Source organism: Amycolatopsis xylanica (genome assembly GCF_900107045.1).
In the GTDB taxonomy this organism is placed as follows: domain Bacteria; phylum Actinomycetota; class Actinomycetes; order Mycobacteriales; family Pseudonocardiaceae; genus Amycolatopsis; species Amycolatopsis xylanica.
In genome coordinates this window covers 58100-71883 of the sequence record NZ_FNON01000003.1, presented here as the reverse complement: position 1 = coordinate 71883, position 13784 = coordinate 58100, and the positions used below count along the sequence as shown (strand labels likewise).

Genomic DNA, 13784 nt, shown 5'->3' with positions numbered 1-13784 from the left:
GGACTTTATTGAGCCGGGAATTGCTCCGCGATCCGCTTGAGCTTGCTCAACCGCCGATCCCAGCTCGCCGCGAGTTCGGTGAGCCATTGTGCCGACGTTTCGATCGCTTCCGGGCGAACCCGGTAAAGCACTTCGCGCCCCGATCGCCCGCCGCTGACCAGACCGGCGCTTTCGAGCACGTTCAAATGTTTGACGACCGCCTGCCTGCTCACCGGCAGCTGCCCGGCGAGTGTGGTCGCGCTGGCCTGGCCCGCGTCGGCGAGCACGTCGAGCAGCTGCCGCCGCGTCGGATCGGCCAGCGCGGCGAGCACCTCGCCGATTTCGGTCACCCTTGTTCCGCCCATTCCTTCACGACGTTCAGCTGGAACTTCCAGCCTTCATTGTTGCCGTCGTAGGCCTTCTTACGCTCCTCGGCCGTCTTCTTCAGCGACTCGAAACCGCTCTCGACGACCTGCAGCAGCGTGCCGCCTTCCCGCTCCTGCAAGGAGAATTCGACCAGCGTCGAGTCGCCGTCCGGGTCGGGGTAGCCACCGATCCACCGGTACGAGATGTACTTGCGCGGGTCGGTCTTCTCGATCTTCAGCGCGAAGGTCCCGTACTTGGCGTGCTCCACGATGTGCAGCTCGCCCTCCTGGCGGAGCTGCCGCTCGTCGGCGCCGCCTTCGCCGATCCACCAGCCTGGTTCCGTTACCAGGCCCCAAACCCGGTCGATCGGGGCGTTGATTTCCACCTCGCGGGTGATGCTGTCCATGACTGCCTCCTGAGTTGACGTGCTACCCATAGGTTGCACTATCTCCCCGCGATGTGCAACCCCTGGGTAGCACGTCGAGCTCAGTAGGCGAGTTCGCCGGGACTGCGGAGCACGCAGAACTCGTTGCCTTCGGGGTCGGCCAGCACGACCCAGCCGGTGCCGTCCGGCTCACGCTGGTCGGACACGAAGCCCGCGCCGATTTCCAGCAGGCGGCCCACTTCTTCGTCCCGCGTGCGGTCACTCGGGCGTAAGCAGACATGCACCCGGTTCTTCACCGACTTCTCCTCGGGCACCCGCTGGAAGAACAGCGTCAGCCCGCCGGCCACCAGCTCGACGATGGCTTCGGGGTCACCGGGGAAATCCTCCTCGGCCTGCGGGCGGTCGACGACCTTGCTCCAGAAGGAAGCCAGTTTGTAGGGGTCCGCGCAGTCGAACGCGATGTTCTGTACGAAAGAACTCATGCGCGGCAGATTACGCCCGCGAGGCCGGGATATAGCGGGCTTTATCCCGTTTCACGCGAGTCGCAGACCCGCGGACCGGTGCACCTTCCGGTCCGCGTCGACGATGAAGACCTCGCAGTCCTGCTCGGCCGCCCAGGCGATCCCGTCCCGCCCCATCGCGAAGATGGCCGTGGCCAACGCATCCGCCGACGTGAGGTCCGGCGCCGCGACCGTCACGCTCACCAGACCCGAGGCCGCCGCGCCGGTCCGGCCGTCCACGATGTGCGAACCCCGTTCGTACGCCGCCGAAGTCGCCACCGCCCCGTCCCGGCTCGCCAGCACGCAGCACAGGACATCCGGTTCGTCGGGATGGCGCACGCCGACCCGCCACGGCCGCCCCGGCGCGGCTTCGCCCGCGGTGACCACGTCGCCGCCCGCGTTGAGGCAGAACCGCGAAGCGCCTGCCGCGCGCAGGATGTCGGCCGCGCGCTGCACGGCCCAGCCCTTCACGACCCCGCACGGGTCGAAACCGCGGCCGGGTGGCCGCGCGCTGAACGCACCGCCGGAAAGTTGTTCGTAGTACGCACAAAGCGCCAGTATCAAGTGCAGCTCGTCGCTCATCTCCTCCAGCGCGAGTTCGCCGCGGTCGTACCGGCTCACCTCGCTGCCGGGCTTGAACGGGCTGAAGCGCTCGTCGACTTCGCGCAGCCACGCGAAGGCGTCGTCCTGCGCGTCGTCGAAACCGTCGACGCTCATCGAGATCGGCAGGCCCATGATGTGCTCGACCCGGTTCATGGCTTTCGCTCGCATTTCAGGATCCCTTGGCGTCGATGGCGGCTTGCAGCGACTTGACGTAGGACTCACTCGTGGAGGTCGCGCCGGACACGGTGTCGATGTCCGCGCTCTGCGCGGCCAGCGCCTCCTCCCGCAGCCGGGGCAGCGCGTCGACGGCCCGGCCGCTGCGCGGCTGCTTCAGCAGCTGGATGTCTTCGATCTTGGTGCCGGAGAACGTGACCTGGACCTGGACGGTTCCGTAGTCACTGCTCTCGGCGGTGCCGGCGACCGTGGTGGTGCCCTCCGCGTTGGTGCCTTCCGATGTGGACGGTGCCTGGGTGGTCGGCGCGGTCGTCTGCGCGACGGTCGTGCTGCCCATCGGTGTCGGCTCGAAGTTCCACACGGCGGCGAAACCACCCGCGGACAGCAGCAGGACGAGAATGGTCTTCTTCACGGCGGCAGATCTCCTTATCCGGCAAGGCTGAAACGTTCGGCGTGCACCTGCTGGCGTGGCACGGAAAGCTCACGCAGGCTCGCCAGCACCGCGTTGGTCATCCCCGGCGGCCCGCAGACGAACACGTCGCGGTCGTTGAGGTCGGGCGCGAGCTTCAGCAGGCTCGCCGGTCCGAGCAGCGGACCGTACGGCCCCGAAACCTGTGACGGCCCGGTCAGCACGTGTACCCGGGCGCCACGGGCGCGGGCCAGCCCGTGCAACTCGTGCAGCAGCACGGCGTCGCGGCTGGAACCGACGCGGTAGATCACCACGACGTGTCCCTTGATCTCTTCGAGCAGCGCACGGATCGGGGTCACGCCGACACCGCCCGCGACGAGCAGCGCGTTCGACCGCGTCTGCTGCAAAGTCGTGAAGGCGCCGTACGGTCCTTCCGCGAACACCCGCGTGCCGACCTTCAGGTTCCGCAGGCTCGCGCTGCCCTCGCCGAGTGCTTTCGCGGTGAGCCGCAACGTCTTGCCGTCCGGCGCGGCCGAAAGTGAGAACGGGTTCGCCTGGAACCAGCGCTCCCGCGTCAGGAACCGCCACAGGAAGAACTGACCGGCGCGCGCGGGCAGCTCGTTCAGCCGCTTCCCGCTCATGTAGACCGAAACCACGTCCGGCGACTCCGGCACGACCGCGACCACGCGCAGCTGATGGCGCAGATTCCGCCACAGTGGCAGCACGACCCGGCCCAGCAGCACCGCGCCCAGCGCGACACCCCAGAGCGTCCACCAATAAGCCTGCGCGAACGGCGAGCTGGTGAACGACTGCCCCAGCGCGATCTGGTGACTGAACGCCAGCACCACCGCCGCATAGGTGTAGAGGTGGATGAAATGCCACGTCTCGTACGCCATCCGCTTGCGCGCGAACCGCGCGGAAGTGCCGCCGATCACCAGGATCAGCGCGAACGCGACGATCGCGCGGAGGATCCCGTCGAGCGTGTTGGCCATCTCGACCAGCTCGTCGACCGGCCCGTTGTTCTCGACCTGCGCGTAGCCGAAGACGATGAAGACCAGGTGCCCCAGCAGTGTCCACAAGAGACCGAATCCGGTCCAGCGGTGCCAGCTGGTCAGCCGGTCCATCCCGAGCCGCCGGTCCAGCCACGGGATCCGCGCGACCAGCAGCAGCTGGAACGCCATGACCAGCGCGCCGTACAGCCCGGCCAGCCTGCCGATGGTGATCAGCGCGTTGCCCGACGGCCCCGCGGCGGCGAACAGCGCGGTGACGACGGCCACGTTGGCGCCGAGGAAGACGTAGAGGCCGGTCCTGGCTGCGACACGGGGTCGAAGTACTGGTGCTTCAGACATGGTGGTCACACGGATGCCCTCTCGAGTCGGTTCACTGCCGAAGACTTTCGTCGGCGAACCTGTGTCAGGTCTGGGGATAACCTGTCGACTTCCTGTCGTGTGAGCTCCCGCCTCGCCCGCGCGCCCGAACTACCGCAGGATGGACCTCGTGAGCAATGAGAAGGTGCGGCTGCTGGTCGTCGACGACGAGCCGCATATCGCCGATCTGGTCGCGACGGTCGCGAGGTATGAGGGCTGGGAAGCGGTCACCGCGGGCACCGGCCAGGACGCGCTGCGTCAAGCCGCGGGTTTCGCGCCGGACATCGTCGTGCTCGACCTGATGCTGCCCGACTTCGACGGCTTCACCGTGCTGGACCGGCTGCGCGACAACGGCACGGCCGTGCCGGTCGTCTTCCTCACCGCCAAGGACGCCACCGCCGACCGCATCGCCGGGCTGACCAGGGGCGGCGACGACTACCTCGTCAAGCCGTTCTCCGTCGAGGAGCTGATGGCCAGGCTGCGCGCGGTGCTGCGCCGCAGCAACGGTCCCGCGTGGAAGCCGTCCGTGCTCGAGGTCGCCGACCTCGTGCTCAACGAGGACACCCGCGAGGTGCGCCGCGCCGGCGCGCTGGTGACGGTCACCCCGACCGAGTACGAGCTGCTGCGCTACCTCATGCGCCGCTCGCCCGCGGTGCTGACCAAGGCCCAGATCCTCGATCACGTCTGGGAGTACGACTTCGGCGGCCGCTCCAATGTGGTCGAACTCGTCGTCTCGCATCTGCGCCGCAAGCTCGACTCGGGACACGAGCCGCTGATCCACACCGTGCGCGGCGTGGGGTACGTGGTGCGCCAGGTGAAGCAGTGAACCTGATGAGACAGTGGCGGGCGTCGCGCCTCGGCACGCGGCTGGCGCTCGGGCTGGCCGCGCTTTCGCTCGTGGTGTTCGCGGTGGTCGGTGTGTTCAGCACCATCTTCATCCGGGAGTTCCTCGCCAACCGGCTCGACGAGCAGCTCACCAAGACCCAGCAGGGACAGGTCGATCCGCTCAAGAACAGCCACGGCAGCCCGTTGCAGTCCTACGGGTGGTACTCGGCGTTGTTCGAGGTGCGCGACGGCGTCGCGAAGGCGAAAGACGGGACCCTGCCGCCGGATTCGAAGCCACTGGCCGAAGTGGCGGAGGCCGCGACGAACACCGAGGTCCTGCGCACGGTGTACGTGAAGGAAGGCTTCTACCGCGTCCGCGCCTGCCCGGTCGACAGGGCGAACAACATCGTCCTCGTCAGCGCCGCGCCGCAGAGCGAACTCGAGTCCACGGTCAGCAGGCTGATCTGGATCGAGGTCGGCGCGTTCGCCGTCGCCTTGGGCGTTCTGGTCCTCTTCGGCCGGATCGTGTTGCGGCGCGGGCTCAAACCACTCGGCGACATGGCGGGCACCGCGCACGACATCGCCTCGCACGACCTCACCGGGAGCCCGGAACTGCCGGTGCGCGCGTCGGGTTCCGGCGGCGGCGCCGAAGTCGAGGAGCTGCGGACCGCGTTCAACGTGATGCTGGAGCACATCGAGAGCTCGCTCGCCGCGCGCACGGCCGCGAACGAGAAGCTACGCCGGTTCATCGCCGACGCGTCCCACGAACTCCGGACGCCGTTGACGTCGATCCGGGGCTACGCCGAGCTTTTCCAGTACGCGGCGGCCAACGAACCGGCCGAGCGCGACGCGCACCTGGCCAAGATCCGGGCGGAGACGGCGCGGATGAGCGTGCTCGTCGACGACCTGTTGTTGTTGGCGCGCTTGGATTCCGTCGAAGCCGACGCGCCGCTGCGGCTCGCGGACACCGACCTCGTCGAGCTCGTCACCGCCGCGGCCGACGCCTTCCGCGCCGGTCATCCCGACCGGCCGCTGACACTCGATCTCGCCGAATCCGCCCGGCTGCGCGCGGATCCGGTGCGGCTGCGGCAGGTGCTCGACAATCTGCTGACCAACGCGGCCGTGCACACCCCGCCCGGCACCCCGGTGACCGTGACCGTCGGTCTCGAAGACGGCATCGTGCTGCGGATCTCCGACGAGGGACCGGGGATCGCGCCGGAGAACCTGCCCCGGATCTTCGACCGCTTCTACCGCGTCGACCACTCACGCACGCGCGGCAACGGCGGCACCGGGCTCGGCCTGGCCGTGGTCAACTCGCTCGTCGCCGCGCATGGCGGCTCGGTCGAGGTGGCCAGCAGGCCGGGCCGGACCACGTTCACCGTCCGGCTGCCCCTCGGCCGCTGACGTGCGCGGGCACCGGCACGACCGGCGGCACCTCCTTGTCGGACTCCGGCTCGCCGAAGACCGTGTAGACCGGCAGCACACCCGCCCACGCGCTGTTCGCCTCCAGGTCTTCCGGCTCGTCGCCGGGTCCCTCGGCGCGCATCTTCACCGACGCCTCGGCCAGGTCCAGCGCCAGCACGGACACCGCGGCGAACTCCTTGGCGTTGACGTCGCGCGCGTGCTCCCATGAACCGGGCGCGAGGTGATCGCTGATCACGTGCAGCGCGTGCATCTTCGCCTCGGGCTCGGTCACCGGCTTCGCCTCGCCGTAGACCATCGCGCTGCGGTAGTTCATCGAATGGTTGTTGACCGAGCGCGCGTAGACGATGCCGTCGAGCAGCGTCACGGTCACGCAGACCTCGATGCCGGTCGCCGCCTTCCGCATGCTGGCCGCGCCGGTCGAGCCGTGCAGGTAGAGCGTGTCACCGTCGCGGCCGTAGCCGGTCGGGACCACCATCGGGACGCCGTCACGCACGACGCCGAGGTGGCAGATCAGCGCCTCGTCGAGCACGGAGTAGAGCGTCGCCCGGTCGGTCACCGCGCGGATCTTCTTCCGGCCGAGTGTGGTCCGTCCGGTCGGGGAAAGGGGTGGCAGCTCGGTCATGCCCCCAGTCTCGCCGGGGTCAGTGGCATTACGGAATGGCCAATTTGTGTATGATTGAGCAGTCCACTTCGAGGAGGCCCGGTGTCCGAAACCGCGTTGCCCGTGCGGCTCGACCGCAAGTCGGAGCTGCCGTTGGCGGTGCAGCTCGCCGACGCGCTGCGCGACGCGGCCGCCACCGGGCACCTGCGCGGCGGCGACCGGCTGCCGTCCACCCGCGCGCTCGCCGAACGCCTCGGCGTGAGCCGCACGGTCACCTCCGCCGCCTATGAACAACTGCATGCCGAAGGCTGGATCGCCGGCCGCCACGGTTCAGGCACGTATGTGACGACTTCGCCGCCCGGCTCGCGTTCGGTCAGCGGCGCCGTGCCCGGCGAGGTCAGGGATCGCACCGATCTGCTCGACCTCACCCCGGGCGTGCCCTGGGCCGACGGGCTCGATCGCGCCGCGTGGCGCCGGGCCTGGCGTGCCGCGGGCGACCCGATGCCCGCCTACCGCGAGCATCGCGCGGGACTGCCGGACTACCGCGCGGCGGTCACCGAACATCTTTTGCGCCACCGCGGTCTCGCGACGCACGCGGTGCTGTCGACCGGCGGGACCACGGCCGCCGTCTTCGAACTCGCGGGCGCGGTGCTCAGCCGTGACGACGTCGTGGCGATCGAAGAACCCGGCTACCAGCGTGCCGTCCAGACGTTCCGCCGCGCCGGGCTGCGCGTGGTCGGCGTGCCCGTCGACGGCGAAGGCCTGCGCCCGGACGCGATCCCGCAGGGCGTGCGCGCGGTCTACTGCTCTCCGGCGCACCAATATCCGATGGGCAGCCGGATGAGCGCGTCGCGCCGGGTCGAGCTGGTCGACCGCGCGCGCACCGACGGCATCCTGCTGATCGAAGACGACTACGACGGCGAGCTGCGCTTCGACGTGGCGCCGTTGCCGTTGCTGGCGGCGCTCGCTCCGGACGTCGTCGCGCATCTGGGCACCACGAGCAAGATCCTCACGCCGACACTCGGCGCCGGATGGATGGTGGCGCCGCCACCCGTCGCCGCGGCCGTGCTCGAGTACCGCGAACGCACCGGCACCCGGCCGTCGCCCGCGGGCCAGCGCATCGTCGTCGAACTCGCCAGGCACGGCGACCTCGGCCGTCACCTGCGCAAACTCCGCCGTGAGCTGTCCGAGCGCCGCACGATGCTCTCGGCGGCACTGTCCGCGGCGGGCATCCCGCTGCTCGGCGACGACGCCGGCGCGCACCTGGTCGTCCCGTTCGACTCCGCCGAGACCGAACGCGCCCGGCTCGCCGAAGCCGAACGCGCCGGCATCCGCCTCGACGGGCTCGCCAGGCACTTCGCGGGCACGCCGACCGTGCACGGCGTGGCGATCGGTTACGCGGGGTGTTCGCGTGAGGCGCTGGCCTCGGCCCTGCCCACGCTCGTCGGGTTGCTTGGCAAGCGCCCGGTAGGGTGACCTGCCATGAGTAAGACTCGAGTCGCGGTCGTGTTCGGTGGCAGGAGCAGCGAACACCCGGTGTCCTGCGTATCCGCCGGCAGCATCCTGGCGAACCTGGACGCGGAGCGGTTCGAGATCGTCCCCATCGGCATCACCCGCGAGGGTGGCTGGGTGCTCGGCACTTCCGACGCCTCGCAGCTGGCGATCCGGGGCACCGAGTTCCCCTCGGTCACCGACGGCAAGTCACTCGTGCTGAGCGGCCGCAACGTCGTCTCGCTGGAGCGCGGCGCCGAGGTCGGTGTGCTGTCGTCGGTGGACGTCGTGTTCCCCGTGCTGCACGGCGCGTTCGGTGAGGACGGCACCATCCAGGGCCTGCTCGAACTCGCGGACATCCCGTACGTCGGCCCCGGCGTGCTCGCCAGCGCGTCGGCGATGGACAAGGCCACGGCGAAGAAACTCCTTGCCGCGGAAGGACTTCCGGTCGGCACGTACGTCGAGCTGTCGCGCCGCGCGACGACGCTGACCGAAGAGCAGCGCGACAAGCTCGGCCTGCCGGTGTTCGTGAAGCCGTCGCGTGCGGGCTCGTCGATCGGCATCAGCAAGGTCACCGACTGGTCGCAGCTCGACGCCGCGATCGAGCTGGCGCGTCAGACCGACCCCAAGGTGCTCGTCGAAGCCGCGGTCGTCGGCCGCGAGGTCGAATGCGGGGTCCTGGAGTTCCCCGACGGCCGTGTCGAGGCGTCGCTGCCAGCGGAGATCCGGGTGCTCAGCGAGGAAGCCGAGGCCTGGTACGACTTCGAGACCAAGTACGTCGGCGAGGACGCCGAACTCGACATCCCCGCCAAGCTCGACGACGAGATCATCGAGCGGGTGCGTGCCACGGCGCTGCGTGCCTTCGAGGCGCTCGACTGCCAGGGCCTGGCCCGGGTCGACTTCTTCGTCGGCGCGGACGGCGAGCTGACCATCAACGAGGTCAACACCATGCCCGGGTTCACCACCACCTCGGCCTACCCGAAGATGTGGGCCGTCACCGGCGTCGACTACCCGACACTGCTGACGACCCTCGTCGAGACCGCGATCGCGCGGGGCACCGGCCTGCGCTAGCTGTCGTAGACGAACCAGTCGCCGCCCTCGAACTTGAGGGTCTGGGTGCCGAGCTCGTTCTCCGCGAACTTCACGCTCGCCTTGATGGCTTTGGCCGGAATCTGGATCTGAGTGGCGCTGACCTTCTTCACCGCGGCGGCGTCGATCGTCGCGCTGCGCAGCGCTTCCTTCTGCTTCGCCGAGATCATGCCGAACATGATGGTCATGGTCTGCTTGCACGGGCCGAAGCCGTCTTTTTCGGCCTTCTTGGCCGCGGGGGCCCCGATGTCACACAGCACGTCGAGGTCCTGGTTGCCGAGTGCGCGCAGGAACTTCGTGTAGCGCGCGATCCCGCCTTCGACGGACGAGTCGGAGCCTTCGGCCTTCTCGCTGGTCGGAGTCGGGGATGCCGAGCTGGACGACGGGGCCGTCGTGGGCGCGGGCGCGCTGCTCGACGGCACCGGGGACGGCGGGGGAGCCGATTCGGTCTTGTCGTCACAGGCGGTGAGCGCCAGCGCCAGCAGCGCGGCGCCGATCCAGGCAAGTTTCCTCTGCACGCCCGGATGCTAACCCGCTGTGTTCGGCGCCGCCCGCGAAACGCTAAAACTTGAGCGGCTGCGGCGGGAGCGCCGCGACGACGGCGTCGGAAATGCTCTGCAGCGGGCCGGTGCCCGCCGAACGCGGGATGGTGAGCGCGACGTACACCGAGCGATCCACCAGGTACCAGGTCGAGACGCCATCGGACTCGATCGGCAGCCACTGGGCGCCGTTGATCGTGCGCAGCTGCGCGGTCTGCGTCAGCTCAGAAGGCTTATCAAGCCCGCAGCGCAGCACGACTGCTTCAGTGCCCCAGGCGACGGTCGCGGCGGGCGCCGGCTCGGCGAGCTCACGACGGGACAATTTCTTGCCGTTGGATGTCAGGTCGGCGGGCAGTCCGCCGACGAGCTTGGCGCAGTCGGCCGAGCCTGCCTGCGGCGCGGGGACCGAGACCAGCGGCAGCGGGGCGGTGTCGCCCTCGGGCTCGGCCGTGCTGCCCCTCAGTCCGAAGTAGGCGACCCCACCAGCGAAAACCACGGCGAGCACCGCCGCGACGATGAGCAGTGCACGCGGCGGCGCGCCGTTGTCCGTTTCAGCCACCCGCTAACTACAGCATGGGTTACAGGTGCACCACGGGGCAGGTCAGCGTCCGAGTGATCCCGTCCACGTTCTGCACCTTCGCGACGACGAGCTGGCCCAACTGGTCGACGCTGTCCGCGGCGGCGCGGACGATCACGTCGTACGGCCCGGTGACATCCTCGGAGCTCGTCACGCCAGGGATGCCGGAGATCTCAGCGGCCACGGCCGCCGCCTTGCCGACCTCGGTCTGGATGAGGATGTATGCGTGAACCACGGCGCGCCCCTTCGTCTGGATCGATCGGCTCAAGGTAGGAACGTTGTGGGTGTCGCCAGCAACGTACAAGAAACATAGGGCATCCGACTATCGGTGATCAGCATTCGTTGTTCAAGAACGAACGGAGGTGACAGGTGTCACCACAGAATTCTCAGGTCACGGTGGGTGAGACGGGCGAGTTCGGCCTGATCCGCGCCGTGACGAAAGGGCGGAAGCAGCCCGCGCCGACCCTGCTCGGCCCCGGTGACGACGCCGCCGTGGTCGCCACGCCGGACGGCAGGGTGGTCGCGAGCACGGACGTGCTGGTCCAGGGCGTGCACTTCCGCTTCGACTGGTCCAGCCCCGGCTACGTCGGGCGCAAGGCGGTCGCGGTCAACCTCGCCGACATCGCCGCGATGGGCGCGACGCCCACCTCGGTGCTCATCGGCCTCGCCTGCCCGCCGGACACCCCCACGGCGGTGATCACCGAGCTCGTCGACGGCATGTGGGTCGAGGCCTCGGCGGTCGGCGTCGGCATCGTGGGCGGCGACATGGTCCGCGCGGACCAGCTGGTGATCAGTGTCACGGCGCTCGGCGACCTCGGCGGCCGCGCGATGATCACCCGCTCCGGCGCCCGCCCCGGCGACGTGCTCGCCGTCCGCGGCAGGCTCGGCTGGGCGGCGGCCGGTCTCGCCGTGCTGGGCCGTGGTTTCCGCTCGCCGGTCGGCGTCGTCAACGCCCAGCGCTGCCCCGAGCCGCCCTACGACGCCGGCCCGCAGGCCGCCGAGGCGGGCGCGACCTCGATGATCGACATCTCCGACGGCCTGCTGGCCGACCTTGGCCACATCGCGGCCGCCTCCGAGGTCGGCATCGACGTCCAGACCGAACGCCTGGAGATCGCCACCCGGCTGCTCGAAGTCGGCTCCGCGCTCGGCGCGGACCCGTTGACCTGGGTGCTGACCGGCGGCGAGGACCACGCGCTGGCGGCGACCTTCGCGCCGGGCCCGCCGCTGCCGGAAGGCTGGCGGCGCATCGGCTCGGTGACCATGCCGGGCACCGGCGTGACCGTCGACGGGAAGCCCTACGAAGCACCGCCCGGCTGGGAACACTGGCGATGAAAAGTGCGAGGAAAAGTGTCGTACCCGTCGCCTAGTGTGCTGGTCATGGACATCCGCACGGTCGATTACGTCCACCCGGACGCGGTGAAGCTGATCGCCGAGGTGCAGCAGGAGTACGTCGAGCGGTACGGCGGGCCCGACGCCACGCCCGTCGACCCCGCCGACTTCGTGCCGCCGAACGGGCTGTTCCTCGTGGGCTACCTGGACGACGTGCCGATCGCCTGCGGGTCGTGGCGGGTCGCGACGGCCGAAGGACTGCGCTCCGGCGACGCCGAGCTGAAGCGCATGTACGTCACGCCTTCCGCGCGTGGCAAGGGTTTCTCGCGCGATCTGCTCGCCGAGCTCGAGCGCACCGCTTTCGCGGCGGGCCGCACGCGTGCCGTGCTGGAGACGGGCACGCTGCAGCCGGAGGCGATCGCGTTGTACCGATCTTCGGGCTATACCGGGATTCCGAAGTTCGGGATCTACCGCCACACCCCGGAAAGCATGTGTTTCGCGAAGGAGCTCAATGGCGATCTACGCACTCGGTGACCTCGAACCGAAGATCCACCCCGACGCGTACGTCCACCCCGACGCGACGGTGATCGGCGACGTCCGCATCGGCGCTTTCGCTTCGGTGTGGCCGCAAACGGTGCTGCGCGGCGACCACGGCTACATCGAGATCGGCGAGCGCTCCAACGTCCAGGACGGCTGCGTCATCCATTGCACGCGCGCCCAGCCGACGCTGCTCGGCCCGTCGTCGGCGGTCGGCCACGCGGTGCACATCGAAAGCGCGACGATCGGCACCGGTTGCCTGATCGCGTCGGGCTCGGTGGTGCTCAACGGCACCGTCGTCGAGGACGGCGGCATGGTCGGCGCGGGCGCGGTCCTGTCGTACAACGGGCATGTCCCGAGCGGCCACATCGCGCTCGGCGTGCCCGCGAAGATCCGCGAGAACAAGTCGTTCGGACCGGACAACATCGCCATGGTCGTCGACAGTTATGTAGCGCGTGGCCAACGTTTCCGTACCGAACTTCGGCGGCTCGACCTGTAGCAGTAGGCTCGCTCGCCGTGACAGCGCGCCCGTTGAACGAAATCGTCGAAGCAGGCTGGGCGGAAGCCCTCGCACCGGTGGCGGACAAGATCGCCGCGATGGGGGAGTTCCTCCGCGCGGAGATCGCCGCGGGCCGCACGTACCTACCGGCGGGCCCGCACGTGCTGCGCGCCTTCCAGCAGCCGTTCCACGACGTGCGCGTGCTGATCGTCGGCCAAGACCCGTACCCGACGCCCGGCCACGCGGTCGGCCTGAGCTTCTCGGTGGCGCCCGAAGTGCGCCCGATCCCGAAGAGCCTGGTCAACATTTACAAGGAGTACGCCGAGGACCTCGGCCACCCGCTCCCGTCCAACGGCGACCTGACCCCCTGGGCCGAGCAGGGTGTCCTGCTGCTCAACAGGGCGCTGACCGTCCAGCCCGGCAAGTCCAACGCCCACCAGGGCAAGGGCTGGGAAGACGTCACCGCCCAGGCCATCAAGGCACTCGCCGCCCGCTCGGAGCCGATGGTCGCGATCCTGTGGGGCCGCAACGCCCGCAACCTGCGCCCGATGCTCGGCGAGATCCCGTGCATCGAGTCGGCCCACCCGAGCCCACTCTCGGCCCACAACGGCTTCTTCGGCTCCCGCCCCTTCAGCCGCGCCAACGAACTCCTCGTCAAGCAAGGCGCCGCCCCCGTCGACTGGAAGCTCCCCTAGCCCGCAAGGAAGCCCGGGATAAAGCCCGCTTTATCCCGGGCACGACAAAAGGCCCGGGGACTCAGAGAGTCTCCCGGGCCGCTGTCCGAACCCCAAGCTCAGCCGCGCGTGACCTTGCCGGCCTTGATGCACGAGGTGCACACGTTCATGCGCTTGCGCTGGGACAGGCCGATCTTCGCGTGAACGGTCTGGATGTTCGGGTTCCAGCGGCGGTTGGTACGCCGGTGGGAGTGCGAAACCGACTTACCGAAGCCAGGTCCCTTGGCACAGACGTCGCACACGGCAGCCACGTCGAACTCCTTTGAATATGGGAAGACAAATCACGGCCCAGGTCGACTGGGCAACTCGACCATAGTAACTAGTGGGTCCCCCGCTGATGGCAAGGGGGTCGATA

19 protein-coding genes are annotated in these 13784 nt (G+C 69.3%); 8 read left to right on the top strand and 11 right to left on the bottom strand.

Annotated elements, in window-relative coordinates:
* Positions 1–5 precede the first annotated feature (5 nt).
* From BLV57_RS14115 to BLV57_RS14090, 6 genes are all read right to left on the bottom strand, one after another.
* Complete coding sequence (locus BLV57_RS14115) at positions 6–329, bottom strand: ArsR/SmtB family transcription factor (RefSeq protein ID WP_245757315.1); 324 nt, start codon at positions 327–329, stop codon at positions 6–8.
* Entirely contained in the window at positions 326–751 is a 426-nt protein-coding gene (locus BLV57_RS14110) for an SRPBCC domain-containing protein (RefSeq protein ID WP_245757314.1), read from the bottom strand. The genes BLV57_RS14115 and BLV57_RS14110 overlap by 4 nt, the downstream gene beginning before the upstream one ends.
* A gap of 80 nt (positions 752–831) precedes the next feature.
* Positions 832–1212, bottom strand: coding sequence for a VOC family protein (locus tag BLV57_RS14105; RefSeq protein ID WP_091289204.1), 381 nt, complete (start codon positions 1210–1212; stop codon positions 832–834).
* A 51-nt stretch (positions 1213–1263) separates the two neighbouring features.
* Complete coding sequence (locus BLV57_RS14100) at positions 1264–2001, bottom strand: FAD:protein FMN transferase (protein ID WP_245757313.1); 738 nt, start codon at positions 1999–2001, stop codon at positions 1264–1266.
* 1 nt (position 2002) lies between these two features.
* Positions 2003–2419 carry an FMN-binding protein gene (locus BLV57_RS14095; protein WP_091289203.1) on the bottom strand — a complete coding sequence of 139 codons (417 nt, stop codon included), beginning with the start codon at positions 2417–2419 and terminating at the stop codon, positions 2003–2005.
* Positions 2420–2433: 14 nt separating this feature from the next.
* A complete protein-coding gene (locus BLV57_RS14090; RefSeq protein ID WP_425425996.1) occupies positions 2434–3765 on the bottom strand; it encodes a ferredoxin reductase family protein in 1332 nt (443 codons plus the stop codon).
* 139 nt (positions 3766–3904) lie between these two features.
* Here BLV57_RS14090 and BLV57_RS14085 point away from each other — a divergent pair, with 139 nt between their 5' ends.
* Positions 3905–4609, top strand: a complete 705-nt coding sequence (locus BLV57_RS14085) for a response regulator transcription factor (protein ID WP_091289201.1) — start codon at positions 3905–3907, stop codon at positions 4607–4609.
* A 5-nt stretch (positions 4610–4614) separates the two neighbouring features.
* Entirely contained in the window at positions 4615–6012 is a 1398-nt protein-coding gene (locus tag BLV57_RS14080) for a sensor histidine kinase (protein ID WP_091290328.1), read from the top strand.
* Here the strand turns inward: BLV57_RS14080 and BLV57_RS14075 are convergent.
* Positions 5984–6655, bottom strand: a complete 672-nt coding sequence (locus BLV57_RS14075; RefSeq protein ID WP_091289200.1) for a pyridoxamine 5'-phosphate oxidase family protein — start codon at positions 6653–6655, stop codon at positions 5984–5986. The two genes, BLV57_RS14080 and BLV57_RS14075, sit on opposite strands and share 29 nt — an antisense overlap.
* A gap of 81 nt (positions 6656–6736) precedes the next feature.
* Here BLV57_RS14075 and pdxR point away from each other — a divergent pair, with 81 nt between their 5' ends.
* Both pdxR and BLV57_RS14065 read left to right on the top strand, forming a co-directional pair.
* Entirely contained in the window at positions 6737–8110 is a 1374-nt protein-coding gene (gene pdxR / locus BLV57_RS14070) for a MocR-like pyridoxine biosynthesis transcription factor PdxR (protein ID WP_091289199.1), read from the top strand.
* A gap of 6 nt (positions 8111–8116) precedes the next feature.
* Complete coding sequence (locus BLV57_RS14065; RefSeq protein ID WP_091289198.1) at positions 8117–9196, top strand: D-alanine--D-alanine ligase family protein; 1080 nt, start codon at positions 8117–8119, stop codon at positions 9194–9196.
* Here the strand turns inward: BLV57_RS14065 and BLV57_RS14060 are convergent.
* Genes BLV57_RS14060 through BLV57_RS14050 form a run of 3 tightly spaced genes read right to left on the bottom strand, consistent with a single transcriptional unit; the run spans position 9193 to position 10565 of the window.
* The gene (locus tag BLV57_RS14060) at positions 9193–9732 is read right to left on the bottom strand and encodes a hypothetical protein (RefSeq protein ID WP_091289197.1); all 540 of its coding nucleotides are present in this window, start codon (positions 9730–9732) and stop codon (positions 9193–9195) included. The two genes, BLV57_RS14065 and BLV57_RS14060, sit on opposite strands and share 4 nt — an antisense overlap.
* 43 nt (positions 9733–9775) lie before the next feature.
* Positions 9776–10312, bottom strand: coding sequence for a DUF3515 domain-containing protein (locus tag BLV57_RS14055; protein WP_091289196.1), 537 nt, complete (start codon positions 10310–10312; stop codon positions 9776–9778).
* Positions 10313–10331: 19 nt separating this feature from the next.
* Complete coding sequence (locus tag BLV57_RS14050; RefSeq protein ID WP_091289195.1) at positions 10332–10565, bottom strand: Lrp/AsnC family transcriptional regulator; 234 nt, start codon at positions 10563–10565, stop codon at positions 10332–10334.
* Between the two features lie 134 nt (positions 10566–10699).
* Here BLV57_RS14050 and BLV57_RS14045 point away from each other — a divergent pair, with 134 nt between their 5' ends.
* From BLV57_RS14045 to BLV57_RS14030, 4 genes are read left to right on the top strand one after another with little or no spacing between them, the layout of a single operon-like run.
* Positions 10700–11662 carry a thiamine-phosphate kinase gene (locus BLV57_RS14045; protein WP_091289194.1) on the top strand — a complete coding sequence of 321 codons (963 nt, stop codon included), beginning with the start codon at positions 10700–10702 and terminating at the stop codon, positions 11660–11662.
* A gap of 45 nt (positions 11663–11707) precedes the next feature.
* The gene (locus BLV57_RS14040) at positions 11708–12193 is read left to right on the top strand and encodes a GNAT family N-acetyltransferase (protein WP_091290327.1); all 486 of its coding nucleotides are present in this window, start codon (positions 11708–11710) and stop codon (positions 12191–12193) included.
* The gene (locus BLV57_RS14035; RefSeq protein ID WP_091289193.1) at positions 12171–12695 is read left to right on the top strand and encodes a gamma carbonic anhydrase family protein; all 525 of its coding nucleotides are present in this window, start codon (positions 12171–12173) and stop codon (positions 12693–12695) included. The genes BLV57_RS14040 and BLV57_RS14035 overlap by 23 nt, the downstream gene beginning before the upstream one ends.
* A 17-nt stretch (positions 12696–12712) precedes the next feature.
* A complete protein-coding gene (locus BLV57_RS14030; RefSeq protein ID WP_091289192.1) occupies positions 12713–13390 on the top strand; it encodes a uracil-DNA glycosylase in 678 nt (225 codons plus the stop codon).
* Positions 13391–13488: 98 nt separating this feature from the next.
* On the opposite strand, the gene rpmB is transcribed toward BLV57_RS14030, so the two are convergent.
* On the bottom strand, positions 13489–13680 hold the full coding sequence (gene rpmB / locus BLV57_RS14025; protein WP_091289191.1) for a 50S ribosomal protein L28: 192 nt from the start codon (positions 13678–13680) through the stop codon (positions 13489–13491).
* Positions 13681–13784: the final 104 nt, after the last annotated feature.